The sequence below is a fragment of the Streptomyces sp. NPDC012508 genome (genome assembly GCF_042902595.1).
Taxonomy (GTDB): Bacteria; Actinomycetota; Actinomycetes; order Streptomycetales; family Streptomycetaceae; genus Streptomyces.
Window position 1 is genome coordinate 50,810 of the sequence record NZ_JBIBEO010000012.1, and the last position, 23,532, is coordinate 74,341.

The 23,532-nt window shown below is 71.8% G+C and carries 24 protein-coding genes and 2 pseudogenes; 15 read left to right on the forward strand and 11 right to left on the reverse strand.

Translation table 11 applies throughout. The annotated features are described in order from the left end of the window. Positions 1 to 121: 121 nt before the first annotated feature. Positions 122 to 988 (reverse strand): aminoglycoside phosphotransferase family protein, encoded by an 867-nt coding sequence (locus tag ACFY8U_RS34010; RefSeq protein WP_389576022.1) that lies wholly within the window; start codon positions 986 to 988, stop codon positions 122 to 124. Positions 989 to 1,126: 138 nt separating this feature from the next. On the opposite strand from ACFY8U_RS34010, the gene ACFY8U_RS34015 reads away from it, so the two are divergent. Further along, positions 1,127 to 1,993, forward strand: coding sequence for a helix-turn-helix domain-containing protein (locus tag ACFY8U_RS34015; protein ID WP_389576023.1), 867 nt, complete (start codon positions 1,127 to 1,129; stop codon positions 1,991 to 1,993). A gap of 189 nt (positions 1,994 to 2,182) precedes the next feature. Here ACFY8U_RS34015 and ACFY8U_RS34020 read toward each other — a convergent pair whose 3' ends face one another. Both ACFY8U_RS34020 and ACFY8U_RS34025 read right to left on the reverse strand, forming a co-directional pair. Next, entirely contained in the window at positions 2,183 to 2,872 is a 690-nt protein-coding gene (locus ACFY8U_RS34020) for a copper homeostasis protein CutC (protein WP_389576024.1), read from the reverse strand. Between the two features lie 51 nt (positions 2,873 to 2,923). After that, positions 2,924 to 3,868 carry a hypothetical protein gene (locus tag ACFY8U_RS34025; protein ID WP_389576025.1) on the reverse strand — a complete coding sequence of 315 codons (945 nt, stop codon included), beginning with the start codon at positions 3,866 to 3,868 and terminating at the stop codon, positions 2,924 to 2,926. A gap of 166 nt (positions 3,869 to 4,034) precedes the next feature. Between ACFY8U_RS34025 and ACFY8U_RS34030 the strand changes: the two genes are divergently transcribed. The 8 genes from ACFY8U_RS34030 (at position 4,035) to ACFY8U_RS34065 (ending at position 13,133) form a co-directional block, all read left to right on the forward strand. Beyond that, complete coding sequence (locus tag ACFY8U_RS34030) at positions 4,035 to 4,325, forward strand: cation transporter (protein WP_389576026.1); 291 nt, start codon at positions 4,035 to 4,037, stop codon at positions 4,323 to 4,325. Between the two features lie 171 nt (positions 4,326 to 4,496). Next, positions 4,497 to 6,767, forward strand: coding sequence for a heavy metal translocating P-type ATPase (locus ACFY8U_RS34035; protein ID WP_389576027.1), 2,271 nt, complete (start codon positions 4,497 to 4,499; stop codon positions 6,765 to 6,767). 20 nt (positions 6,768 to 6,787) lie between these two features. Beyond that, positions 6,788 to 7,069, forward strand: coding sequence for a metal-sensitive transcriptional regulator (locus ACFY8U_RS34040; protein WP_389576028.1), 282 nt, complete (start codon positions 6,788 to 6,790; stop codon positions 7,067 to 7,069). Positions 7,070 to 7,108: 39 nt separating this feature from the next. Continuing rightward, complete coding sequence (locus ACFY8U_RS34045) at positions 7,109 to 7,369, forward strand: helix-turn-helix transcriptional regulator (RefSeq protein WP_389576142.1); 261 nt, start codon at positions 7,109 to 7,111, stop codon at positions 7,367 to 7,369. Between the two features lie 273 nt (positions 7,370 to 7,642). Further along, the gene (locus ACFY8U_RS34050) at positions 7,643 to 8,635 is read left to right on the forward strand and encodes a UDP-glucuronic acid decarboxylase family protein (protein WP_389576029.1); all 993 of its coding nucleotides are present in this window, start codon (positions 7,643 to 7,645) and stop codon (positions 8,633 to 8,635) included. A gap of 159 nt (positions 8,636 to 8,794) precedes the next feature. Further along, on the forward strand, positions 8,795 to 10,654 hold the full coding sequence (locus tag ACFY8U_RS34055; RefSeq protein ID WP_389576030.1) for a glycosyltransferase family 2 protein: 1,860 nt from the start codon (positions 8,795 to 8,797) through the stop codon (positions 10,652 to 10,654). Positions 10,655 to 10,696: 42 nt separating this feature from the next. Then, positions 10,697 to 11,725, forward strand: coding sequence for a UDP-glucose 4-epimerase GalE (gene galE, locus ACFY8U_RS34060; RefSeq protein ID WP_389576031.1), 1,029 nt, complete (start codon positions 10,697 to 10,699; stop codon positions 11,723 to 11,725). A gap of 22 nt (positions 11,726 to 11,747) precedes the next feature. Beyond that, positions 11,748 to 13,133, forward strand: coding sequence for a UDP-glucose dehydrogenase family protein (locus ACFY8U_RS34065; protein WP_389576032.1), 1,386 nt, complete (start codon positions 11,748 to 11,750; stop codon positions 13,131 to 13,133). Here the strand turns inward: ACFY8U_RS34065 and ACFY8U_RS34070 are convergent. Beyond that, on the reverse strand, positions 13,112 to 14,842 hold the full coding sequence (locus ACFY8U_RS34070; RefSeq protein ID WP_389576033.1) for a right-handed parallel beta-helix repeat-containing protein: 1,731 nt from the start codon (positions 14,840 to 14,842) through the stop codon (positions 13,112 to 13,114). The two genes, ACFY8U_RS34065 and ACFY8U_RS34070, sit on opposite strands and share 22 nt — an antisense overlap. Positions 14,843 to 15,302: 460 nt before the next feature. On the opposite strand from ACFY8U_RS34070, the pseudogene ACFY8U_RS34075 reads away from it, so the two are divergent. Next, a pseudogene (locus tag ACFY8U_RS34075) lies at positions 15,303 to 15,581 on the forward strand (PIG-L deacetylase family protein); the annotation flags it as partial. A gap of 430 nt (positions 15,582 to 16,011) precedes the next feature. Beyond that, positions 16,012 to 16,317, forward strand: coding sequence for a hypothetical protein (locus tag ACFY8U_RS34080; protein WP_389576034.1), 306 nt, complete (start codon positions 16,012 to 16,014; stop codon positions 16,315 to 16,317). Here the strand turns inward: ACFY8U_RS34080 and ACFY8U_RS34085 are convergent. Next, the gene (locus ACFY8U_RS34085) at positions 16,314 to 16,847 is read right to left on the reverse strand and encodes a GNAT family N-acetyltransferase (protein ID WP_389576035.1); all 534 of its coding nucleotides are present in this window, start codon (positions 16,845 to 16,847) and stop codon (positions 16,314 to 16,316) included. The two genes, ACFY8U_RS34080 and ACFY8U_RS34085, sit on opposite strands and share 4 nt — an antisense overlap. On the opposite strand from ACFY8U_RS34085, the gene ACFY8U_RS34090 reads away from it, so the two are divergent. Together ACFY8U_RS34090 and ACFY8U_RS34095 are read left to right on the forward strand one after the other, a co-directional pair. After that, positions 16,846 to 17,040, forward strand: a complete 195-nt coding sequence (locus ACFY8U_RS34090; RefSeq protein WP_389576036.1) for a DUF2191 domain-containing protein — start codon at positions 16,846 to 16,848, stop codon at positions 17,038 to 17,040. The two genes, ACFY8U_RS34085 and ACFY8U_RS34090, sit on opposite strands and share 2 nt — an antisense overlap. Then, positions 17,037 to 17,468 carry a PIN domain-containing protein gene (locus ACFY8U_RS34095; RefSeq protein WP_389576037.1) on the forward strand — a complete coding sequence of 144 codons (432 nt, stop codon included), beginning with the start codon at positions 17,037 to 17,039 and terminating at the stop codon, positions 17,466 to 17,468. Before ACFY8U_RS34090 ends, ACFY8U_RS34095 begins: the two co-directional genes overlap by 4 nt. 21 nt (positions 17,469 to 17,489) lie before the next feature. On the opposite strand, the gene ACFY8U_RS34100 is transcribed toward ACFY8U_RS34095, so the two are convergent. The 6 genes and pseudogenes from ACFY8U_RS34100 to ACFY8U_RS34125 form a co-directional block, all read right to left on the reverse strand. After that, a complete protein-coding gene (locus tag ACFY8U_RS34100) occupies positions 17,490 to 18,119 on the reverse strand; it encodes a LysE family transporter (protein WP_389576038.1) in 630 nt (209 codons plus the stop codon). Next, positions 18,116 to 18,415: a DUF2087 domain-containing protein gene (locus ACFY8U_RS34105; RefSeq protein ID WP_389576039.1), complete on the reverse strand. Its 300-nt coding sequence runs from the start codon at positions 18,413 to 18,415 to the stop codon at positions 18,116 to 18,118. The genes ACFY8U_RS34100 and ACFY8U_RS34105 overlap by 4 nt, the downstream gene beginning before the upstream one ends. 48 nt (positions 18,416 to 18,463) lie before the next feature. After that, positions 18,464 to 19,012 carry a GNAT family N-acetyltransferase gene (locus ACFY8U_RS34110; protein WP_389576040.1) on the reverse strand — a complete coding sequence of 183 codons (549 nt, stop codon included), beginning with the start codon at positions 19,010 to 19,012 and terminating at the stop codon, positions 18,464 to 18,466. Between the two features lie 38 nt (positions 19,013 to 19,050). Beyond that, a complete protein-coding gene (locus tag ACFY8U_RS34115; RefSeq protein WP_389576149.1) occupies positions 19,051 to 19,326 on the reverse strand; it encodes a hypothetical protein in 276 nt (91 codons plus the stop codon). Positions 19,327 to 19,504: 178 nt separating this feature from the next. Further along, a pseudogene (locus ACFY8U_RS34120) lies at positions 19,505 to 19,792 on the reverse strand (PLP-dependent transferase); the annotation flags it as partial. Positions 19,793 to 19,875: 83 nt separating this feature from the next. Continuing rightward, complete coding sequence (locus tag ACFY8U_RS34125; protein ID WP_389576041.1) at positions 19,876 to 21,309, reverse strand: MFS transporter; 1,434 nt, start codon at positions 21,307 to 21,309, stop codon at positions 19,876 to 19,878. Between the two features lie 152 nt (positions 21,310 to 21,461). Between ACFY8U_RS34125 and ACFY8U_RS34130 the strand changes: the two genes are divergently transcribed. Next, entirely contained in the window at positions 21,462 to 22,121 is a 660-nt protein-coding gene (locus tag ACFY8U_RS34130; RefSeq protein ID WP_389576042.1) for a hypothetical protein, read from the forward strand. 143 nt (positions 22,122 to 22,264) lie between these two features. Further along, positions 22,265 to 23,527 carry a Cmx/CmrA family chloramphenicol efflux MFS transporter gene (locus ACFY8U_RS34135; RefSeq protein WP_389576143.1) on the forward strand — a complete coding sequence of 421 codons (1,263 nt, stop codon included), beginning with the start codon at positions 22,265 to 22,267 and terminating at the stop codon, positions 23,525 to 23,527. Positions 23,528 to 23,532 lie beyond the last annotated feature (5 nt).

A 23,532-nucleotide genomic window follows, 5' to 3' on the forward strand; every position in this document is an offset into this window, starting at 1 on the left:
TTACGCACGAGTAGTGAGGGGCATGGTGCGGCCTGCGGGGCGGGATGACCAGCCTCGTGCGCGCACCTCATTGCGCGGATCTCACGCGCCTCGGCTCACGCGCCTCCCTCGCGCACCTTCCTCACGCGCCGGGCGCGAACTCCGGGAGCGCCTCGGTCCACGCGCGGTGGGCGACGGCGGCGAGGACGGGGTTCCTGCCCCGGTAGTAGTGCTCCGTGACCAGACCCCAGCCCAGGGCCCAGCCGCGGCCACGGGCCCAGGTGGCGTCGTCCACCCGGGCCGCCTCGCGGAACAGCGGGCGGGTCTCGGGGGTGAGGAGCGTCCAGGCGGCCATCATGTCGCAGGCCGGGTCGCCGGTGCCGACGGCGCCGAAGTCGATGACGGCGCTGAGCCGCCCGTCGCGGGTCAGCAGGTTTCCGGGCAGCAGGTCGCCGTGGATCCAGACGGGGTCACGGTCCCACTGCGGCACGCGCAGCACCGACTCCCAGGCCTCGGCGGCGGCGCGGTCGACCGTACCGTCGGCGCCGAGGTCGCGGAGGGCGCGGTCGATGTGGTCACCGGTCCACTCGGTGACGTGGCCGCCCCGGAAGGACTTCGGGCCGCCGGTGGCGTCCACGCCCCGCAGTGCCACGCCGAAACGGCCCAACTCCACGGCCGCGTGGGCGAGATCGGTGACCGGCTCGTCGAAGGCGTTGGCGCCGTCGAGCCAGCCGTACACCGACCAGGGCAGGTCGAAGCCCTCCCCTGGCCGCCCCATGCCCACGGGAACGGGCACGGGCAGCGGGAGGTGCGGGGCGAGGTGCGGCAGCCAGCGCTGCTCCTTGGCCACGCCCCCGGCGGTCTCGGCGGTCTTCGGCAGCCGGACCGCCATCGCGTCGCCGAGGCGGTACATGTCGTTGTCCGTACCGGCCGACGGCACGCGCGTGACGGGCAGCCCGGCCCACTGCGGGAACTGGGCGGCGATGAGTCCGCGCACGAGGTCGACCATGGCGGGGAGGGTAGTCGGCGGCCTCCGTGCGGGGCCACCGAATTGCGGGCCGACCCGACCGCAGCGGGCACAGGATGTCGGGTCCGGCACAGTGGGACGTCCCTAGCGTGGGGATCAGTGAGGGAAGGACGGCCAGGAGTGCTGGAGCGGCTGAACGAGGCCATGGACCACATCGAGGGCCACCTCGACGAGCCCGTCGACGCGGCCGAGCTGGCGCGTATCGCCATGACGTCGGAGTACCACTTCCGGCGGATGTTCTCGGCGCTGGCGGGCATCCCGCTCTCCGAGTACGTCCGCCGCCGGCGGCTGACGCTCGCCGGGGCCGAGGTGCTCGCCGGGGAGCGGACGCTGCTCGATGTCGCGGTGCGGTACGGGTACAGCTCGGGCGAGGCGTTCGCGCGTGCCTTCCGCGCCGTGCACGGGGTCGGCCCCGGCGAGGCGCGGCGGACGGGTGCGGCACTGCTCTCCCAGCCACGGATGTCCTTCCGGCTGATCGTCGAAGGGAGCAGCAGCATGCGGTACCGAGTGGTGGAGAAGGACGGGTTCAGGCTCGTGGGCAGGGGGACGCAGGTCCCGCTGGTCTACGAGGGGATGAACCCGGCCATCGTGGAGTTCGTCAAGAGCATCGGCATGGAGACGCTGGGGCGCTGGGAGGAGTACGCGACCGGGGAGCCCGGCGGTGTCGTGGCCGCCGTCGCCAACCACTCGGCGGACGACGCGGAGGGCACCGAACTCGACTACTTCCACGGGGTGGTGAGCGACGCGGAGGTGCCCGGGGCCTCGGAGAGCCTCGACGTCGAGCCGGGGACGTGGGCGGTGTTCGAGTCCTCGGGCGAGTTCCCGCTGGCGGTCCAGTACCTCTGGCGGGACGTGTACACGCAGTGGTTCCCGTCGAACCCGTTCCGGAGCCGGCCGGGTCCGTCGCTCTCGCGCACCCGGGTGTCCGAGGACGGCACGCACGCGGACGCGGAGGTGTGGATCCCGGTGGAACGGGTCGCGGGCTGAACCACACCGTCGGCCACGGCGCCGGGGCGACCGGGCGTCACGGCGTCACGCGTCCGGACGACCGGGGGTCCTCGCGTCACGCGTCCGGACGACCGGGGGTCCTCGCGTCACGCGTCCGGACGACCGGGGGTCCTGGACGGCGGGCGTCTCGGCGTCAGGCCTCCCGGACGACCAGGCCGCGTCTCGGCGTCACGCGTCCAGTGCGTCGCGCCAGAGCCTGACGGCCTCCGGGGAGACCGGGGCCTTCCAGCCCTGCGGGCGGGCCGCGCCGCCGATGTGGAAGGCGTCGAGGCCCGCCGCGCGGAGTTCCGGGAGGTGGTCGAGGCGGAGGCCGCCGCCCACCAGGATCTGCGGCTCGTAGCCCGGCTCGCCCGAGCGTGCCGCTTCCGCCGTGAGGACGGGCAGGCCGTCGTCGACGCCCGTGGCCGCGCCCGCCGTCAGGTACGTGTCGAGGCCCGGCAGGTCCGCGAGCTGCTTGCGCAGCGCGTCGCGGTCGGCCGCGCGGTCGAGCGCCCGGTGGAACGTCCACCGGCAGCCGTCCAGGACGGCGATCAGCCGCTCCACGGCCACCAGGTCCGCGTCGCCGTCCGCCGTCAGGAAGCCGAGCACGAACTCCTCCGCGCCCGCCTCCCGCAGGTCGCCGGCGCGGGCCACCAGTGCGTCGATGTCACCCGCCGCGAAGCCGTCCGTCAGTCTGAGCATCACGCGCAGCGGAATGTCCACGGCGGACCGGATCGCGGCGAAGCCGGTCCGTGACGGGGTCAGCCCGTCGGCCGCCATGTCGGTGACCAGCTCGAGGCGGTCCGCCCCGCCGGCCTGGGCGGCGACGGCGTCCTGCTCGTCGAGGGCGATCACCTCAAGGACTGCACGGTTGCTCATCGAGCCCATTCCTCCATGAATGACGGCTACAGGTCTAGTCCAATGACCACCCTAGCCGTGCGCGTGGTCTCCCGCATCGTGCGGCGCCTCATCCGCCCCCGCCGTCTGCCCCGCGTGCACCGTGAACGCCGCCGTCCGCACCTTCCCGTCGTGCTGGAAGTCGAGGAACAGCCGGTACGCACCGGCGCTCGGCGCCGTCGCGGTGAAGGAGACGTCCGGGCCGGGGCCGCCCTCGTTGGGGTGGACGTGCAGGTAGGCCAGGTCGCCGTCGCGCAGGGCGACGAGATGGCCGTACGCCCCGAGGTAGGGCTCCAGATCGGTGACCGGCTTCCCGTCCTTGCGCACCGTGAGCTTCAGTTCGCCCGCCTTGCCGGGGGCGAGCGTGCCGCCCAGCTCGACCTCGTAGCCGTCGACGGTCGCAGTCCGCGCGGCGGCCGGGAGCGGACGGGGCGCGTACGCGCCGGGGACGGACAGGTCCACACCCAGCGTCACGCCCGTGGCGTTCTTCACCGCGGGCTTGAAGTCGGCGAAGGCCTTGTAGCCGCCCGCGGCCGGCAGGTCGACCGGTGTCGACCAGGTTCCGTCGGCCGCGCGCACAGGGTGCAGGTGGCGGTAGACCGTGAGGTCACGCGAGGCCACGATGAAGTGCAGTTTTTTGCCGTGCTCGGTGGTGAACGCGGTGACGTTCCTTCCTCCCGCGTCCTTGATCGAGAACTTCAGCACGCTCTTTCCCTGGGCCGGCTTCGGAGTCTCCATGGCCAGCGTGTAGCCGCCTTCGGAGACCTGGAGACCTCCGGCGGCGGGCGCGTTCGCGGCGCCCTCCTCGTGGCCGCCGTGCCCGGCCTCCTCGCCGGCGCGCTGCTCGCCGCCGTGCTCCTCGTGCACGGCCTTCGCCGGTTCGCCCACGGGCCCGATGCCCTGGCCGACCCCGTACGCGGTGCCGAAGGTCGCGGCGAGCGCGGCGGCGAAGGCGGTGATCTTCACTCCGGTGTTCATGGCAGCTCTCCCGTACGTGAGTAACCGTTCGATGCACCTCACGATACCCCTAGGGGGTATCAAGTCAAGTTCGGGGAACGCTTGCACGCGATACCCGCTGGGGGTATACATGGAATCGACGAACAGATACCCCCCAAGGGTATCCAGCCCTAGCGAGGAGGAAGACATGGGTTCCTGCTGTACTCCTGACGGCAGCTGCTCGACCGACGCCGGCGCGGCGACGACCGCCACCGCCGTCGCCGACACCACCGCCACCGTCTACGCCGTGTCCGGCATGACCTGCGGACACTGCAGGACCGCGATCACGACCTCGGTGTCCGCGCTCGACGGCGTCATCTCCGTGGACGTCGACATCGCCGGCGGCCTGGTGACCGTGACCACGGGCGGCGCCCCCGACGACGCCGCGATCGCCGCCGCCGTCGACGACGCCGGCTACGACCTCACCGGCCGCGCCTGACCGTCCGGCCCCAGCCCAGAGCCCGACCCGAGCTCGGGGCCCGAGCCCGACCCCAGCCCGAGCCCGAGCCAGAACCCGGCCGCCGGGGCCCGTCCCTCCATGGGCCCCGGCCCCCGAGCCCGACCCCGCCGAACGAGGCCGGCAGGCCGAGACCGACGAATGAGGTGTTCCATGACCACGACCACTCCGGGCGCCGCCCAGGTCGAGCTCGCCATCGGCGGCATGACCTGCGCCTCGTGCGCGGCACGTATCGAGAAGAAGCTCAACCGCATGGACGGGGTCGAGGCCACCGTCAACTACGCCACCGAGAAGGCGAAGGTCACCTTCGACGCCGCCGCCGACGTCTCCGTCGCCGACCTGATCGCCACCGTCGAGGCCACCGGCTACACCGCCCAGGAGCCCGCTCCCCCGCAGGCCGAGTCCGGGGGCGACGACGGGCCCACGGACGAGGAGAAGGCCGACGAGGAGCTCCGGCCCCTCAGGCAGCGGCTCGTCACCGCCGTCACGCTCGCCGTCCCCGTCATCGCGATGGCGATGGTCCCGGCGCTCCAGATCGAGTACTGGCAGTGGCTCAGCCTCACCCTCGCCGCGCCGGTCGTCGTCTACGCCGCCTGGCCCTTCCACAAGGCCGCCTGGACCAACGCCAGGCACGGCGCGGCCACCATGGACACCCTGATCTCGGTCGGCACGATCGCCGCGTTCCTCTGGTCCCTGTGGGCCCTGTTCTTCGGGACCGCCGGCACACCGGGCATGACGCACCCCTTCGAGTTCACGATCGCCCGCACCGACGGCGCCGGGAACATCTACCTGGAGGCCGCCGCCGGCGTCACCGCCTTCATCCTCGCCGGGCGGTACTTCGAGGCACGTTCCAAGCGCAAGGCCGGCGCCGCGCTCAAGGCCCTGATGCAGCTGGGCGCCAAGGAGGTCACCGTCCTGCGCGGAGGCCGCGAGGTCACCGTGCCCACCGCCGAACTCCAGGTCGGGACGCGGTTCCTGGTCCGCCCCGGCGAGAAGATCGCCACCGACGGCACCGTCGTCGAGGGCTCCTCCGCCGTCGACGCCTCGATGCTCACCGGCGAGTCCGTGCCGGTCGAGGTCTCCGTCGGCGACTCCGTCACCGGTGCCACCCTGAACGCCGGCGGCCGGCTCGTCGTCGAGGCCACCCGCGTCGGCGCCGACACCCAGCTCGCCCGCATGGCCAAGCTGGTCGAGGACGCGCAGAACGGCAAGGCCGCCGCCCAGCGCCTCGCCGACAGGATCTCGGCCGTCTTCGTGCCGATCGTCATCGCCCTCGCGCTGGGCACCCTCGGCTTCTGGCTCGGTACGGGATCCGGGCTCACGGCCGCGTTCACCGCCGCCGTCGCCGTACTGATCATCGCCTGCCCCTGCGCCCTCGGCCTCGCGACCCCGACCGCGCTCATGGTCGGCACCGGCCGGGGCGCGCAGCTCGGCATCCTGATCAAGGGCCCGGAGGTCCTGGAGACGACCCGCAAGGTCGACACGATCGTCCTGGACAAGACCGGCACCGTCACCACCGGCCGGATGACGCTCATCAAGGTCCACACCGCCGACGGCGTCGACGAGACCGACGTCCTGCGTCTCGCCGGCGCCCTGGAGCACTCCTCCGAGCACCCGATCGCCCAGGCCGTCGCCACCGGTGCCGCCGCCAGGGTCGGTACGCTCCCCGCCCCCGAGGACTTCGCCAACATCCCGGGGCTCGGCGTTCAGGGCGTCGTCGACGGCCACGCCGTCCTCGTCGGCCGCGAGAAGCTGCTCGAAGAGTGGGCGATGGAGCTGCCCGACGGGCTCAAGTCCGCGAAGGACGGCGCCGAGAAGGCCGGGAAGACCGCGATCGCTGTGGCCTGGGACGGGAAGGCCCGCGCGGTTCTGGAGGTCGCCGACGCCGTCAAGGAGACCAGCGCCGAGGCGATCGGACGGCTGCGCGCGCTCGGTCTGACCCCGATCCTGCTGACCGGTGACAACAGGGCCGTCGCCGAGGCCGTCGCCGCCGAGGTCGGCATCGACGAGGTCATCGCCGAGGTCATGCCCCAGGACAAGGTCGACGTCGTCAAGCGGCTTCAGGCCGAGGGGCGTTCGGTCGCCATGGTCGGCGACGGCGTGAACGACGCCGCCGCGCTCGCCCAGGCCGACCTGGGCCTGGCGATGGGCACCGGCACCGACGCCGCCATCGAGGCCGGCGACCTCACCCTCGTACGGGGAGACCTGCGGGCGGCCGCCGACGCGATCCGGCTCTCGCGCCGGACGCTCGGCACGATCCGCTCCAACCTCTTCTGGGCCTTCGCCTACAACGTGGCCGCCCTGCCGCTCGCCGCGGCCGGACTGCTCAACCCGATGATCGCCGGCGCCGCGATGGCCTTCTCCTCGGTCTTCGTGGTCGGCAACAGCCTCCGCCTGCGCGGCTTCCAGGCAGCCGACAAGTGACCTGACCCAAGGAGCCCGTCGTGGCCGGTTACGTGCACCACAAGGAAGACATCATCAGGCGCCTGCGGCGCATCGAGGGCCAGGTCCGGGGCGTGCAGCGGATGGTGGACGAGGACGTCTACTGCATCGACGTACTGACCCAGGTCTCGGCCATCAACGCGGCGCTCCAGTCCTGCGCCGTGGCCCTCCTGGACGAGCACCTCAGCTGCTGTGTCACCGAGGCGATCGCCCCGGGCGGGGACCAGGCGAAGGTGAAGGTGGGCGAGGCCTCCAAGGCCATCGCCCGGCTGATCAGGACGTGACTCTCTCCCTCGGGAGGCCTGGTCCGCTCCTATCTCGCGCTGTACGAGTACTGCTGGCACGCGGCCACGCGCTACGGCGACGAGGAGCGGCCCGAGCACGATGGCGACGGGCTCTCGGAGCAGCAGCGGGAGGCGCTCCAGATGCTCGCCTCGGGAATGAAGGACGAGAAGATCGCCCGGAACCTCGGAGTGTCGCTGCGCACCGTGAGCCGTATGCTCTCCGAACTCATGCAGGAATTGGGCGCGTCGAGCCGATTCGAGGCCGGGTGCGCGCGGTGCGTCCTGGGCTGGCTCGACTGACGGCCACGGACGCACCCCGACGCGCGCGGCGGACCATCACACGGCCGAGTGAAGGGCCCGTACTCACGCTCGGGCACCCCTCCCCCGCCTGTGCCGCACGGCTGCGACGGTGGCGCCGGGTCCGGGGTCACTCCACCCCCATTTGCGTGGCGCCCGAACAGCTCACCCGATCTGACGACCGATCAGTAATGATTTCTATCCGCCCATAAGCTTTTCTCGCGGTCGGCACAGAAGCCGCCTTCCGCTCGTTCCTGTATTCCTGGAGAGAAGCCCATGCGCGTTGCCGTGTCCGGTGGCGGCGGATTTCTGGGGTCACACCTGTGCGAGGCACTACTGAGGCGCGGAGACGCCGTGGTGTGCGTCGACAACTTCAGCACAGGCGATCCGGAAAACATCGCACATCTGTACGAATTTCCCGAGTTCGAATTCATCCTCGCCGACGTGTGCGAGGAAGGGGAGGTCCCGGGCCGGCTCGACGCCGTGGCCCATCTCGCAAGCCCCGCGTCCCCGCCCGACTACCTCCGCCGACCGCTCCAGACCCTCGCCGTGGGCAGCCGCGGCACGGAGAACATGCTGCGCCTGGCGCAGCGCAACGGTGCCCGCTTCCTGCTCGCGTCGACCAGCGAGGTCTACGGCGACCCGCTGATCCACCCGCAGACCGAGGATTACTGGGGCAACGTCAACCCGGTCGGTCCCCGCAGCGTGTACGACGAGGCCAAGCGGTACGCCGAGGCGGTCTCGCTGGCCTACCACCGGAGCCACGGCGTCGACGTCGGGATCGTCCGCATCTTCAACACGTACGGACCCCGTATGCGCCCGCACGACGGCCGGGTCGTCTCCAGTTTCATCACGCAGGCGCTCGCCGGTGAACCGCTCACCATTTACGGGGACGGCAAACAGACCCGCAGTTTCTGCTACGTCGACGACCTGATCCGCGGAATCGTCGCGATGCTGGACTCGACCGCCCGAGGTCCGGTCAATCTCGGGAATCCCGAGGAGCGCACGGTGACCGAACTCGCGGACCTCGTCCTGGAAATCACCGGTTCGATGTCGGACGTCGAGTACCACCCACTGCCCACGGACGACCCGACCCGCCGGCGCCCGGTCATCACCCGCGCCCAGGAACACCTCGGCTGGGACCCCGAAGTGACGGTCGAGGAAGGGCTGCGCAGGACCGTCGACTGGTTCCGGACCCGTCCGGAGGACATCACTGTGGGTGCCGCGGCGATCCGTGGCGGGCAACAGGACACCGTCCCCGTCGGCTGACCCTTCGTTCCCCAGCCCTCCTCGGGCTTCCCCCTGCCCCCAAGGCCCCGCGGCGCACGCCGGGCCGGTCCCGGCACCCGTCCCTTCCCGGCTCCGGACCCGGCGCGCCCGCACCCCACCGACGACCGACCCACGCGAGATCCTCCCCGGAGCACACTCATGACGCAGGCCCCGCCAGGCCCAGTCCCCGAGACCGCCACGATCACCGCGACATCGCCCGACGCGCTCCGGGGCGAGATCCAGGAGCTCTCCGCCGGGAACGTGGTCCGCATCTCCCCCGACGGACCGGAGTTCGCGCACCCCCCGCGTACGGCGCCGACCGGGGCCGACAGCTTCGTCCGCCAGTTCTCCCGTAGCGACCGGCTCAGGGTGGCCCTGCTGAGCATCGGATGGCTGGCCGGGCTCGTCTGGTTCTGGGCCTGGTGGCTGCGGCCGGAGCACCGGGTCGGCTGGGTGGGGCTGATCCTGAACAGCGCGCTGCTGGTCTACCTGACCGTCCTCCCCTTCCACTTCGTGTTCGTGTGTCTGCGCATGCGGCGCTTCAACCCGGCGATCGCCGTCCCGTGCCTGCGGACCGCGTTCGTCGTGACGCGCGCGCCGTCGGAACACTGGGAGGTTGCCCGGACCACGCTCAGGGCGATGCTCGACCAGAGGTTCCCGCACCCCTACGACGTCTGGCTCTGCGACGAAAGCCCCACCGAGGAGATCGTGGTGTGGTGCCGGGAGAACGGGGTGGGGCTGTCGTGCCGGGAAGGCAACGCGGAGTACCACCGCTCCACCTGGCCCCGGCGCACCCGGTGCAAGGAAGGCAACCTCGCCCACTTCTACGACCGCTGGGGTTACGAGAACTACGACGTCGTCGCCCAGCTCGACTGCGACCACGTGCCCGAGCCGCACTATCTGGTCGAGGTGGTGCGGCCCTTCGCCGACCCGGCGATCGGCTACGTCGCCGCCCCCAGCGTCTGCGACTCCAACGCCGCCGCCTCCTGGTCGGCGCGCGGCCGGCTGTACCGGGAGGCCGTCTTCCACGGTGCCTTCCAGCTCGGACACTCCGAGGGGTACGCGCCCCTGTGCATCGGCTCCCACTACGCGGTGCGTACGCAGGCGCTGCGCGAGGTGGGCGGCATCGGACCCGAGCTCGCCGAGGACTTCTCCACGACCTTCCTGCTTAACTCCGCCGGCTGGCACGGCGCGTTCGCGATCGACGCCGAGGCGCACGGGGAGGGGCCGCTCACCTTCGCCGCGATGGCCACCCAGGAGTTCCAGTGGTCGCGCAGCCTGGCCGTCCTGCTCTTCGGCACACTGCCCAAGCACATGGAGCGGATGAGCCGCCGCCTCCGGCTGCGGTTCGGCCTCATCGCCACCTACTACCCCCTGCTCGCGATGGCGACGCTCGGTGGACTGGCGCTCCCGCCGATCGCGGCGGCCACCGGAGGGTCCTGGATCAACGTCAACTACTTCGGCTTCCTCGGCCACTTCTGGGCGATGTCCGTGTGGCTGGTCCTTCTCACCCTGCTGGCCCGCAGCCGCGGCCTGCTGCGCCCGCACGACGCCCCCGTCTTCAGCTGGGAGCAGTGGCTCTTCGTCCTGGCCCGGTGGCCGTTCGTCATCTGGGGGATCGCCGCGGCCCTGCTGCAACGGGTGAGGCCCCGGCCGACCGTGTTCAAGGTGACGCCCAAGTCCCGCGACGGACTCGAACCGCTGCCGCTGCGCCTGGTCCTCCCGTACGTCCTGATCAGCCTCGGGCTCTCGGCCGCCGCGATCGTCGGAGAGCTCACCGGCCCGGCGGCGGGCTACGTCTTCCTGAGCATCCTCGGGTCCCTGTCGTACGCGGTGGTCGCCCTCGCCGTGTCGGCGCTGCACGTCGTCGAGGCCGCGAGAGGGGCCGGCGTGCGGGTCCGCCGGGCCTTCGGCACCGCGTGGCTGCCGCTGCTCGCCGGCGCGTCCTGCCTGCTCCCGCTCACGCTGGCCGCCGTCCTCTACCCGGTCTACCTCGCCGGTGTCCTCGCCGCCGTGTGAACCCACCCCCGTCCCTTCGCCCACCCCCGCGAAAGGTGCTCCATGCCTGGTAACTCCACCGTGCTCGTGACCGGCGGCGCCGGCTTCATCGGCAGCCACACCTGCGTCGAACTCCTCGAACACGGCCACGACGTCGTGATCGTCGACAACTACTCCAACAGCTCCCCGGGCGCAGTGGAGCGCATCGCGAAGGTCGCAGGCCGACCACCGGCCGCCGTCTACGAGGCGGACCTGCTCGACCCGCGCGCGCTCGCCACGGTGTTCGCCGACCACTCCTTCGACGCGGTCGTCCACTTCGCCGCCAGGAAGGCCGTCGGCGAGTCCGTGGAACAGCCCGTCGAGTACTACGACACCAACGTCGGCGGCACGACGGCGCTGCTGCGCGCCATGCGCGACCACGGGGTGCACCGGCTGGTGTTCTCCTCCTCGTGCTCGATCTACGGCAACGCCACCAAGGTGCCGCTGACCGAGGGCGACCCGGCGCGCCCCACCAATCCGTACGCGACGTCGAAGTGGCTCTGCGAGCAGATCGTCGCGGATGTCTGCCGACGGCTCCCCGAGTTCTCGGCGCTGGCCCTGCGCTACTTCAACCCGGTCGGGGCGCACCCCTCCGGGCTGCTCGGCGAAGTGCCGCGGGGCGTCCCGAACAACGTGATGCCGTATCTCGCCCAGGTCGCCGCGGGACGGCTCGACCGGCTCAAGATCTTCGGCGACGACTACGCGACCCCGGACGGCACCGGCGTCCGCGACTACCTCCACGTGATGGACGTCGCCGAGGGCCACCGCGTCGCCCTCGATCATCTCGACGACACCCGGGGCATGACCGTCCTCAACCTCGGCACGGGCCGGGGCACCTCTGTCCTGGAGCTGGTGGCGGCGTTCCAGAGCGCGTGCGGGACGCCGATCCCGTACGAGATCACCGGCCGCCGCCCCGGGGACGTGGCCGCGCTGGTCGCCGATCCCACGGCCGTGACCCGCGCATGGAACTGGACCACCACGCGGGACCTGACCGCCATGGCGGAGGACGCCTGGCGCTTCCAGCAACTGAACCCGTCCGGCTACGCGGACTGACTTCCAGACAGGGACGTACGACATGCGGCTGACCGTCATCGGAACGGGATACCTGGGCGCCGTGCACGCCGTGTGCATGGCCGACATCGGACATGAGGTCCTCGGCGTCGACGTCGACGCCGAGAAGATCGCGACACTCAACGAGGGCAGGGCGCCCTTCCACGAACCGGGGCTGCGGGAGGTCCTCACCCGGGCGCTCGCCTCCGGGCGCCTGCGCTTCACCACCTCGCTGCGCGAGGCCGCCGACTTCGGCGAGGTCCACTTCCTCTGCGTGGGCACCCCCCAGCGGCGCGACTCCCCCGCCGCGGACCTGCGGTACGTCGACGCGGTCGTCGAGGGGCTCGCGCCCCATCTGCGCAAGCCGTGCCTCCTCGTGGGCAAGTCGACGGTCCCGGTGGGGACGGCGGCGCAGGTCGCGGCGCGCGTCGCCGCACTCGCCCCGGACGGCGCGGACGTCGAGGTCGCCTGGAACCCCGAGTTCCTGCGGGAGGGGTTCGCCGTCGAGGACACCCTGCGACCGGACCGTCTGGTGGCGGGGGTCTCGTCGGAGCGGGCGGACCGGATCCTGCGGAGCGTGTACGCGCCGATGCTGCGCGCCGGTGTGCCGTACATCAGCACGGACCCGGCGACCGCGGAGCTGGTGAAGGTGTCGGCGAACGCCTTCCTCGCCACGAAGATCTCGTTCATCAACGCGATGGCCGAGGTGTGCGACGCGGCCGGGGCCGACGTGACCACGCTGGCCGAGGCGCTCGGGCACGACACCCGCATCGGACGCCGGTTCCTCTCCGCGGGTCTCGGCTTCGGCGGCGGATGTCTGCCCAAGGACATCCGCGCGTTCATGGCGCGTGCCGAGGACCTCGGCGTGAGCGGCTCCGTGGCGTTCCTGCGCGAGGTCGACGCGATCAACGCCCGCCAGCGGCGCCGTACGGTCGACATCGCCCGGAGCATGGTCGGCGGCAGTTTCACCGGCCGCCGTGTCGCGGTGCTCGGAGCCACGTTCAAGCCGGACAGCGACGACGTGCGCGACTCACCCGCACTGGCCGTGGCCGCCGCGGTGCACCATGAGGGTGCCGAGGTGAGGCTGCACGACCCGGAGGGCATCGAGAACGCGCGGGCCGTGCTGCCTCGGTTGGAGTACGCCCATGAGGTGTCCAAGGCCTGTGAAGACGCCGACCTCGTCCTGCACCTCACCGAATGGGCCGAATACCGGGCGATCGACCCTTCCGTCCTCGCCTCGGTGACCCGGTCCCGCACGCTCCTCGACGCGCGCAACGCGCTCGACCTCACGCGCTGGCGGTCGGCCGGCTGGACCGTGCGGGCGCTCGGCAGACCGACGCCGCCGGCCCTGCCGAACCAGCAGGCGGCGGCCGGCGACCTCGCCGCGGTCTACTCGTCCGACGTGGGCTGAGCGGCCCCCGCGGCGGCGGTCGGGGGCAGGTACTCGCCGAAGTAGTCGACGGAACCCGGATCGACGCCGAACGATCTGAGGTTCAGCGCCGCCTCGGTGAGCTCTCTCGGGCACCCCGGCACCAGCATCACGGCCCCCTTCACACTGGTGAGGGGGGCCTCCGTGCCTTGCAGACAGGGATCGGCGTCCGTGCCGGTCGGCGTGGAGCCCGCGCGCTCCTGGCGGACCGTCGTGCGCCAGTCCCCGAGCGCCCAGAAGCTGTCGTCACCCCAGCGCACCCGCCACTCGCCCGTGCTGAAGTAGTCGTTGCCCTGGAGTGTCACCACGGCGGGCTCGAACGCCACGTTCGAGGCCACCACGGGTGCGCCGTCCGTGACGAAGATGTTGTTCCGGACCCTGACGTTCTTCAGCCCCTTGTCCAGACGGAGCGCCGGCGCGTCCTCCCCGTCGCGGTCCGTCGCCTTCATGACCACCGTGTTGTGGTAGATGTCGAGATCGCTGACGCGGCCGCCATAGGCCACGATCCCTCCGTACAACGGGAGCTTGCGGGAGTCGTCGTGGCTCAGGTTGAAGCGGACGACGTTCTGCCGGTGCGCGTCGGTCGCCTCGCGGGTGTAGACGAGGTAGCCGGGACCGTCGTTGCCGTAGGCCAGGTTGTACTGGAGGACCGACGCGGACGTGTTGTTGTCCAGGCCGAAGCCGCCGCCGTCCATGAGGGAGCCTGTCCGGTTGGCGTACGAGACGCTGTGCTCGACGACCACACGGGTGGAGTCGTAGGCCCAGATCCCCTCGGGTCCCTCGTTGGCCCTGGCCGACGACTTCCGTCCGTTGTGATGCGCTGTCGACCGCTGGACCTTGGCCTCCCGGACGCTGCCGAGCATGATGCCGCTGCCGGTGTTGCGGGTGTCGGCCTTCGGATCGCCGTCGTTGCCGTACGCCTCGACGCGGACGACGGACAACCGCTCGTGGGAGTACTCCGGCCGTTTCGCGTCGAACACGGGGCCCACCGTGGACAGTCCCGCGTCCCTGTTGCCGTGGAGGGTGGAGTCGGTGATCCGGACGTCCCGGAAGCCGCTGCCTCCCTTCGTTCCGGCCAGCGTGATGCCGGTGCGGAAGTGGGAGACGTCGACGTCCGCCACCACGACGTGCTCGTGCTTCCCCTCGTCCGGCCGGTCGCTGAAGAACCTGATGCCGGTACTCCTCGTGTACGCGCGGTGGTCGCCGACGATGGCGACATCGCGGACCTCGACACCCCCGGTGTTGTACACGGAGATGCCGTCCCTGCCCGCCGCCGCGATGGTCGCGCGCCCTGTGCCGTACGACTCGACCACCACGGGCCTGCTCGCGCTGCCCGCCTCGCGCGGCCCGATCGTGAGGGTGCCCCGGTGCCGGACCCCGCCGAGCAGCCGCAGCCGGTCGCCCGGCCTGTAGGTCACGGCGTCGGCCTTGAGCAGCGTCCGCCACGCCCGGTCCGGGGCCAGGCCGTCGTTGTCGTCGTCGCCGTGCGGGCTCACGTAGAACGTGTACCCCTTGGCGGCGTTCGGCCGGGGCGGGACATAGGGATCCGGCAGCGCCGCGCAGCCGGCCGCTGTGGTGAGCAGAACGGCGGCGACCGCGCACGGTACCGCCGGTGCGCGGCGGGCGCGTGGTGCGTCTCCCCCGGACAGCGGTTCCGCCAGACCACCGGCCCTCTCGATTCGAATCTGCATCGGCGTTCATACTCCCTGGCTGCCTGGGGAATCAACGGTGCTTTCGCAGCTTGGCAGAGCACGGGGTGACGATCGGGGCATTGACATGACGCGCAGGAATGAAGAATCGCGATCGGTTCAGGACATGCGGAGCCCCGCAATCCCTCATGGGGATCGCGGGGCTCCGTTTCTACCGGCTGATGTCGGCTGACTCCCCAGCTGAATTCAGCTCGTCGTCCTCCTAGTCGACGGGGACGACGGGGGAGGGGGTCGGCGCCTTCGGCCAGTCGTTCTCCGCGCCGGCCTGCTGCGAGGTCATGGGCTGGGTGGCGCCGGGGGCGGGGGTACGCACGGCGGACATGATTCCTCCAGGATTCATGAAAGGGAATTTCGTCTGAGGGGGCCCGTGCCGCCGGGCGCTCCCTGAAGACAGCGCGTAAGTGCCATGTCCGGTTCACGCCACGACGTCAGCGGCACCGTCATGCGGTGGATCGAACGCGGCACCCGCGTCACGTACTGCATCGTCACGGACGGCGACGCGGGCGGTTACGACGAACGGCTGCCGCGCCAGGCGATGGCGGACCTGCGCCGCGCCGAACAGGTCCACTCCGCCAAGCTCAGCGGCGTCGCCGACGTCCGCTTCCTCGGCTACCCCGACAGCTTCGTGGAGCCGAGCGTGGAGCTCCGCCGCGACCTGTGCCGGGTCATCCGCGAGGTACGCCCCCAGCGGGCGATCATCCCCTCCCCCGAGATCAACTGGGCGCGCGCCGCCGACCTCCACCCCGACCACCGAGCGGTCGGCGACGCCTGCCTGCGCGCGATCTACCCGGAGGCCCGCAACCCCTTCGCCCACGCCTCGCTCCTCAAGGACGAGGGGCTGGAGCCGTGGACCGTCCACGAGCTGTGGCTGATGACGGGTCCGACGCCCGATCAGTACGTGGACGTCACCCCGGTCTTCGACCGCAAGGTCGAGGCCCTGCGCATCCACACCTCCCAGACCGCCCACTTCGACGACCTGGCCGGCCTGCTCCGCGCCTGGCTGAGCGAACACGCGGCGGGGGGCGGCCTCCCCCGGGCAGCATGGCGGAGGCGTTCCAGGTCGTCCACACCGACTGAGGGAGCCGGTCCGGCGCCGGGTGCACGACGCGTTCGTCCTGCGGCTCAGGCGCTCCTCGCCCTACGATCGACACATGTCGAAGCTCTCCCTCTGGTCGCAGGACTCGGTGCTGTCGATCGGATCCGTGGGTTCGGTGCTGTCCATCGGGTCCGTCGGATCCGCTCTGTCCATCGGGTCGATCGGCTCCGCCGCGTCCGTGGCGTCCGTCGGGTCCTGGCTGAGCGCCGGCTCGCTGCTCTCCGCCCAGTCACGGTGGTCCGTCATGTCCTGGCGTTCGCACAAGGGCGTCATGGCGGCGGGAGCACTCACGGCGGTCACCGCGGTGGCGGTGTGCGCTGGTGCGGCACTGACGGCCGGCCGGGGCCGCGGGCGGGGCTAGGCGGCCGGCCCCGCGCGCCTGACGTGCACATGGCCGTCGCGAGGGTACGCGGGCGGTGCGGCGGGCAGGGTCCTGTCGAGGTCGTACCCGCTCTTCTCCGCCACCCGGCACGAGCCGAGATTGTCCACCTGGTGCAGGAGTTCCAGGCGGGCCAGCCCCTCGGGCCCGAACGTGGCGAAGGCCCAGCCGGTGAGCGCTTCCACGGCGCGGGGCGCCACGCCCCGGCCACGCGCGTGCGCCGCGGTCCAGTAACCGACCTCGGCCACCGGCGCGCCCGGCACCACGCCCTTGACGACGACATGACCGACGAGCCGCTCGTCCTCGAGCACGGCGAAGGCGAGCCTGGACCCACTCTCCCAGCCCTGCCGCTGCTCCTCGACGTACCGGGCGCCGTCGGCGGCATCGCCCACCGACGTACGGGTCCATCGCCGCAGGTCGGCGTCCCCGGCAGCCTCGACCAGCGCGGGGACGTCGTCCACGCGCCAGGGTCGGAGCACGAGACCGGGCGCGCGGAGAGTGACGGGGTTCATGATCCGATCGTATGCGAGGGGGGCGGCGCGGCCGGGGCCCAAGACGAAGCGCGACACGATCAATCGCGCACTGACCATAGCGGCGGCCATCAGCGCCGACGACCGGGCGCGGGCGCTGCGCTGGCTCCAGGACAACGCTCATGACTTCCTGGACTTCGACGTCCTCGAGGATCGGGAGCGGCAGGGGCTGTGAACTACCTCGCCGACACCTCGGCGGTCTGGCGCCTCCTTCGACGCCAGATCGGCGAACCGTGGCCCGATCGTGTGGCGCGTGGCCAGGTGTCCATCTGCCCGCCGGTGGAAGCCGAGTTGATGCCCGGCCTGCGCACCGACCGCGACCACGAACCCTTCTTCACGATGCTGAACCAGACCTTCGGCCGGGTTCCCGCACTCGACGACCCCTGGCCGAGGATCATCGCCGTTCAGCGGGAGTTGGTGCGGATCGGACACCACCGGGGCCCCTCTCCCACGGACATCCTCGTGGCGCTCACCGCCGAGCAGCACCGCCTCACGCTGATCCACGTGGACGACGACTTCACCTCGATCGCCAAAGTGCGGCCGGAGATCTCCATGCTCCGCCTCCGGCCCGCACCGGACGGCGAGGCCCCTCTCCGCAGGTGACATGAGCTGTGCGGGTTCGGATCAGCTCACGAGGTGGATCGCCAGGCCCGCGATGAGGGTGCTCGAGACGAGGGCGGTCGTCAGCCGGCCACGGGGGCCGGTGAGGCCTCGGCCGAGGAGGGCTCCTCCGGAGGCAAGGAGGAGCTGCCAGCTGGCGGAGGCGACCAGGGCGGCCAGGACGAAGACCGTACGGTCGAGGGGTGTCGCCGGACCCGAAGGGCCCGTCGCCAGGATCAGGGCCACGAAGTAGATCACGGTCATGGGGTTCAGGATCGTGATGCCCAGGAACGTGAGGAAGGCGCGCCGCGGGGTCAGGGGGCTGTCGCGATCGTCCGTGCTTGCGACGTCACGACGCGCGCGGTAGGCCCGTACGGCCGTCCATGCGGAGCGGGCGGCGAGTCCCACGAGGACCACCGCCGAGACCCAGCGCAGCGGGGTCATGACCGGCGTGAGGAGAGGTACGAGCGCCGAGCCGCCGAGGACGGCGATCAGGGCGTACACCCCGTCCGCCGCGGCGATGCCGAGCGCCGCGGCCGCTCCCGTACGCCAGCTCGTGCGTGCCGTGACCGCCACCAGGTAGGCACCGACGGCGCCGACCGGGATCGCGATGCCGTAGCCGGCGATCAGGCCGGCGACCACCGCGGCGGTCACGCGACGGACAGGATCGGACCTCCGGGGGAGCCGGGCTGCTGCTGTCGGCGGTAGCTGGCGCCGTCCTTCGTACGGGAGAGGAGGCCGCCGGTCACGAGGTAGCGGCGCAGGGCCGGGAAGTCCTCGTGGACGGTCAGGAGCGCCTCGTTGACCTCGCGCTCGGTGTAGGAGCGGGCAGGGTCGAAGAGCGTCTCGGCGAGATGGGCGAGCAGCTGCGCGCGCCGCGGGGCCCTGCGCGGGATCGCCTTCAGTCGTCCTTCAGCGGAGAAGAGGTCCGCCACGGGGTGGGAAGTCATGCGCGGAAGCCTGCCGCGCGCCGCGCCGCCCCGGCAACGCAATTTCGTTCAGACCTCGGGCAGGGACGGGTCGGGTGTCCAGGGGTTCGGTGCGGTGACGGACCAGCGCTCGTGGTCCCGCCAGGCCCCGTCGATGTAGAGGTAGTCGGGCGACAGCCCCTCGTAGCGGAAGCCCAGCCGTCGGACCACGGCCAGGGATGCCTTGTTCGCTGGCTGGATGCTGGCCTCCAGCCGGTGAAGCCGCAGGTCGGTGAAGGCGTACCGCAGGGCGGCGGCGAGCCCCTCGGTCATGTACCCGCGCCCGGCGGACGGGGCGAAGGCCGCATAGCCGAGGGACGCGCCCTGGTAGCGGCCCCGGATGACCGAGTTGATGTTGACCATGCCGGCGGTCGCGCCGGTCTCCCGGACACGGACGAGAAAGCCCAGGTTGGTGCCGTCGTCGAAGCGGCGCATCCAGGCCTGGAACTCCTCCGCGGTAGCGGGCAGCCGCATCCACGGCAGATGCAGCTCGGAGCTGGCCCGTACGAGAGCGCAGAACTCGTCCTGGTCGGCGAGGGTGAGCGGGCGCAGTTCGACTCGTGACTCCGTCGTGAGCATGGACCAACGCTAGGCCCGCGAGCGGCGGGCCACCACGTCTAGGACGTGATCCTGGCCGCCGGACCGTAGAACGTCGGCCGGAACTCCAGGTCACCGAACTCCGCGAAGATGGGCCCCGCCTGCTGCACGAACGCCTCGAAGTCCTCCTCCGACTCCCACAGATCCACCACGAACCATCCGCCCTCGGCCGGCGCCCCGGCATGGGAGATGAACCCCTCGGGCGGCCAGAACGAGGAGGCGAGAAGCTTCGCGTTGACCGACTCGTACTGCTGCTTCGTGACACCCGGCATGTGAACGGTGACGATGACGGCCATGGGGTGCTCCCGTATGTGGGCGTGGGCGGATGGGATCCCGACCAGCACACCACCCGTCTCCCCCGCCCGCACCGCGGCCACGCCCGAACGGGCGGGCGGGCGGGCGGGACAAGGGAGCGTCTGCCACGGGCTCAGCGGTAGATGAGGAGTTCCTGTTCCGTCGCGCCCGGTCGCCGGGCCGCAGGAGGGCGAGCAGGACACCGCTGACGGCCCCCATGCCGGAGGCGAACGCGAGGGCGGACGCACCGCCTTCGAGCCCGGCCAGGGTCTGCTCCAGGGCTCGTACGGTGGGATTGCCGCACCTGCTGTAGACGTACCGGCCGTCGGGGCCCGCCATGGCGTCGGCGAGCGCGTCGGCGGAGTCGAAGGCGAACGCGGAGGACTGCACGAGGGGCACGGAGAGCGGCCGACTGCCGTGCTCGGGCGCTTCGTCGGCGACATGGACGGCGCGGGTACGGATGTTCATCGTGTTTCCTCTCGTCAGGGAAAAGGGGCCGCCCGATGTCCGGCACGGACATCGGGCGGCCCCTCGGTCGGCGGAGGCGCTCCTCACGCGGAGACCTTCTCCCCCCGCGGGGCGGGGTCGGGCTCGGCGGCGAGGGCCTTGTCGCTCTTCATGACGAGGAGCGTGATCACGCCTCCGGCGGCGGCGATGATCGCGGCGCCGATGAAGGCGGCCGAGAAGCCGTCGGTGAGGGCGGGCAGGTCGCCGATCCTGTCGGCGCCCTGGGACATGGCGACGGCGGTCAGGGCGGCCAGGCCGAGGGCGGAGCCCACGTTGTAGGTGGTGTTGACGATGCCGGAGGCGAGTCCGGCCTGCTCCTGCGGGGCGCCGGCCATCGCGGCGATCATCGCGGGGATGTAGGCGAGGGACATGCCGAGCGCGGCGACCAGTGAGGCGGGCAGGACGTCGACGAGGAAGGTGCCGGTCGGCGGGACGGCCGCCAGCCAGACGAGCCCGGCCGCGAGGACCAGCAGACCGCCGGCGACGAGCGGCTTGGCGCCGAACCTGCCCATGAGACGGGCGGTGATGGCCGTCATGAAGATCATCAGCAGGACGGTCATCGGGAGCAGCGCGGCACCGGAGGCGAAGGCGCCGTAGCCGAGGACCTGCTGGAGGTAGAGGTTGAGGAAGTACCACATCGGGATCCACGCGGCACCGAGCAGCGTCATCGCCAGGTTGGCGGAGCCGAGGCGCGGGACGCGCCAGACGCTGAGCGGCATGAGCGGCTCGCGGACGGACTTCTGGACGACGAGGAACAGGCCGAGGAGCACGGCGGCACCCACCAGCTCCAGGACGGTGGCGGTGGCGCCCCAGCCGACCTCGGGGGCGCGGACCACGGCGAAGACGGCGAGCGCGAGGCCGGCGGTGACGGCGACGGCGCCGAGGATGTCGACGGAGCCGCGGCGGGACTCGACGGCGGGGAGGAGCTTGGTGGCGGCGAGGGTGGCGAGACCGATCGGGATGTAGATGATGAACACCCACTGCCAGCTCATCCACTCGGTGAAGACACCGCCGAGGAAGACGCCGGCGGTACCGCCGGCGGGGGCGGCGGCGCCGTAGAGCGCCATCGCCTTGCCGAGCTCCTTCGGGTCGTGCATGAAGAGCATCATGAGCAGGGTCATGGCGGAGGGGGCGATGAGCGCACCGCCGACGCCCTGGACGGCGCGGCCGGCGATCTCGACCCAGGCGGTCTGCGCGGCGGCGGCGACGACCGAGCCGGCGATCATGATCGCCCACCCGGAGGCGAAGATCTTGCGGGCTCCGACGAGGTCGGAGAGGCGGCCGCCGAGGAGCAGGAGTCCGCCGAAGACGATGACGTAGGCGTTGAAGATCCACTGGAGCTCGCTCTGCGAGAAGCCCAGGTCCTTCTGCATCTCGGGGAGCGCGACGCCGATGATCGACGTGTCCATGATGACCATGAACTGGGCGGCGGCGAGCACGACAAGTGCCCACCAGCGCCGGGGATTGACGGTTGACATTGCCCTGCTCCTTCTCTCGCACATACCCCTAGGGGGTACCTTCGCGCAGCACCGTAGCATACCCACGGGGGGTATGTAAGAGAGAGCGGAAGGCCCACTGCCGGGCGCCCGGAACGCGAGCTTCCAGTCCGTCGGGGCGGCAGAATGCAGCCATGACCGAACCCGTGGACCCCGCCCTGCTCCAGCGCTGGAACGCCACCCTGCGCGCCGCCCGCGCCGGCCGCGAGGGTCCGGACCCGTCTCCGTACGGCCGGAACCTGCTGGAGCGCTGGGCCGAGCCGCAGCGCAAGTACCACACGGTCGACCACCTGCGGGCGGTCCTCGACCGCATCGACGAACTCGCCGACCAGGGCGGCGAGGGCGGGGAGTTGGAGCTGGTCCGGCTGGCCGCCTGGTTCCACGACGCGGTCTACCGGCCGGACCGCTCGGAGAACGAGGAACGCTCGGCGATGCTGGCCGAAAAGGCCCTCCCCGAGGCGGGCCTCACCCCCCACGAGGTGGCGGAGGTGGCCCGCCTGGTCCGCCTGACCGTGACCCACGACCCGGCGGCCGGCGACCTCAACGGCGAGACCCTCTGCGACGCGGACCTCGCGATCCTGGCGACGGACGAGGATACGTACGGGGGGTATACGCGCGCGGTCCGCGAGGAGTACGCCTTCGTCCCGGACGACGCGTTCAGGGAGGGCCGCGCGGCGGTCCTCCGCCAGCTCCTCTCCCTCCCCCGCCTCTTCCGCACCCCCTACGGCGCGGCCGCCTGGGAGGAGCGGGCCCGCAGGAACCTGGCCCGAGAACTGACGGACCTGGGAGCCTGAGGCCGGCCGGTCCGCATCGCGAGACGCCTGTCACAGGGGGAATGTCAGGCACAAACCGCAGGTTGACGCATGTCATGCCGTCAACCTCAGCCGAGCGCGCCGAAGCCGCCACCGCCCCCGCGGCGCCGTCCACGCCCACCCGCCTGCCGCTGGCCGTCTACATCCTCGGCCTCTCCGTCTTCGCGCTCGGCACGAGCGAGTTCATGCTGTCCGGCCTTCTCCGATCCATCGCCGACGACATGAACGTCTCCATACCCCGCGCCGGCCTGCTGATCTCGGCCTTCGCGATCGGCATGGTCGTCGGCGCCCCGCTGCTCGCTGTCGCGACCCTCCGGCTCCCCCGCAAGACGACGCTCGTCACCCTGATCACCGTCTTCGGCCTCGGCCAGGTCGCCGGTGCGCTGGCGCCGAACTACGCGGTCCTCTTCGCCTCGCGCGTCGTGAGCGCGCTCGCCTGCGCGGGCTTCTGGGCGGTCGGCGCGGCCGTCGCCATCGCGATGGTCCCCGTCGGCTCGCGCGCCCGCGCGATGGCGGTCATGATCGGCGGCCTCTCCATCGCCAACGTCCTCGGCGTCCCCGCCGGCGCCTTCCTCGGCGAGCACCTCGGCTGGCGCGCCGCGTTCTGGGCGGTCGGCGTGGCCTCGGCCATCGCGCTCGTGGGCGTGGTGACCCGTATCCCGCACATCCCGGTCCCGGAGACCAGGCCCCGCCTCAAGCGGGAGCTGGCGATCTACCGCGACCGCCAGGTCCTGCTCGCGATCGTGATCACCGCGCTCGCCGCGGGCGGCGTCTTCTGCGCGTTCTCGTACCTCGCCCCGGTCGTCACGGACGTCGCCGGGATCGACGCCCGCTGGGTCTCCGCGATCCTCGGCCTCTTCGGCATCGGCGCGCTGATCGGTACGACCATCGGCGGCCGGGTCGCCGACGCCCACCTCTTCGGGGTCCTGCTCAGCGGCGTCACGGCCTCGACGGTCTTCCTGGTCGCCCTGGCCCTCTTCGCCTCCAGCCCGGTCGCCGTGATCACCCTCTCCTTCCTCCTGGGTGTCTCGGCCTTCTACACGGCCCCCGCGCTCAACGCCCGGATGTTCAACGTCGCCGGCGCCGCACCGACCCTGGCGGGCGCCACGACGACGGCCGCCTTCAACCTCGGCAACACGGCGGGCCCCTGGCTCGGCGGCACCACGATCGACACCGGCCTCGGCTTCGCCTCGACGGCCTGGGCCGGCGCGGCGATGACGGCGGTGGCCCTCGCGACGGTCGCCCTGGCGCTGCGGCTGACCCGCCGCACGTCGAGCAGCCACGTCGTCGCCACGTCCGCCGCGGCCTCGTCCCCCGCAGCCTCGTCCTCCGCGCCCTCGTCCCCCGCCCGCCAGGGCGACCTCGCCGCCTGCCGCACGGCCGACTGACCCGC

Coding starts and splice junctions, on each gene's coding strand:
- ACFY8U_RS34030 (WP_389576026.1), top strand. CDS start 4,035: ATGGGTTCCTGCTGTACTCCTGACGGCAGCTGCTCGACCGACGCCGGC.
- ACFY8U_RS34115 (WP_389576149.1), bottom strand. CDS start 19,326: ATGGCCGTCATCGTCACCGTTCACATGCCGGGTGTCACGAAGCAGCAG.
- ACFY8U_RS34130 (WP_389576042.1), top strand. CDS start 21,462: ATGACCGAACCCGTGGACCCCGCCCTGCTCCAGCGCTGGAACGCCACC.
- ACFY8U_RS34020 (WP_389576024.1), bottom strand. CDS start 2,872: ATGAGCAACCGTGCAGTCCTTGAGGTGATCGCCCTCGACGAGCAGGAC.
- ACFY8U_RS34110 (WP_389576040.1), bottom strand. CDS start 19,012: ATGCTCACGACGGAGTCACGAGTCGAACTGCGCCCGCTCACCCTCGCC.
- ACFY8U_RS34085 (WP_389576035.1), bottom strand. CDS start 16,847: ATGAACCCCGTCACTCTCCGCGCGCCCGGTCTCGTGCTCCGACCCTGG.
- ACFY8U_RS34070 (WP_389576033.1), bottom strand. CDS start 14,842: ATGCAGATTCGAATCGAGAGGGCCGGTGGTCTGGCGGAACCGCTGTCC.
- ACFY8U_RS34010 (WP_389576022.1), bottom strand. CDS start 988: ATGGTCGACCTCGTGCGCGGACTCATCGCCGCCCAGTTCCCGCAGTGG.
- ACFY8U_RS34090 (WP_389576036.1), top strand. CDS start 16,846: ATGATCCGATCGTATGCGAGGGGGGCGGCGCGGCCGGGGCCCAAGACG.
- ACFY8U_RS34025 (WP_389576025.1), bottom strand. CDS start 3,868: ATGAACACCGGAGTGAAGATCACCGCCTTCGCCGCCGCGCTCGCCGCG.
- ACFY8U_RS34080 (WP_389576034.1), top strand. CDS start 16,012: ATGTCGAAGCTCTCCCTCTGGTCGCAGGACTCGGTGCTGTCGATCGGA.
- ACFY8U_RS34055 (WP_389576030.1), top strand. CDS start 8,795: ATGACGCAGGCCCCGCCAGGCCCAGTCCCCGAGACCGCCACGATCACC.
- galE (WP_389576031.1), top strand. CDS start 10,697: ATGCCTGGTAACTCCACCGTGCTCGTGACCGGCGGCGCCGGCTTCATC.
- ACFY8U_RS34050 (WP_389576029.1), top strand. CDS start 7,643: ATGCGCGTTGCCGTGTCCGGTGGCGGCGGATTTCTGGGGTCACACCTG.
- ACFY8U_RS34125 (WP_389576041.1), bottom strand. CDS start 21,309: ATGTCAACCGTCAATCCCCGGCGCTGGTGGGCACTTGTCGTGCTCGCC.
- ACFY8U_RS34065 (WP_389576032.1), top strand. CDS start 11,748: ATGCGGCTGACCGTCATCGGAACGGGATACCTGGGCGCCGTGCACGCC.
- ACFY8U_RS34035 (WP_389576027.1), top strand. CDS start 4,497: ATGACCACGACCACTCCGGGCGCCGCCCAGGTCGAGCTCGCCATCGGC.
- ACFY8U_RS34105 (WP_389576039.1), bottom strand. CDS start 18,415: ATGACTTCCCACCCCGTGGCGGACCTCTTCTCCGCTGAAGGACGACTG.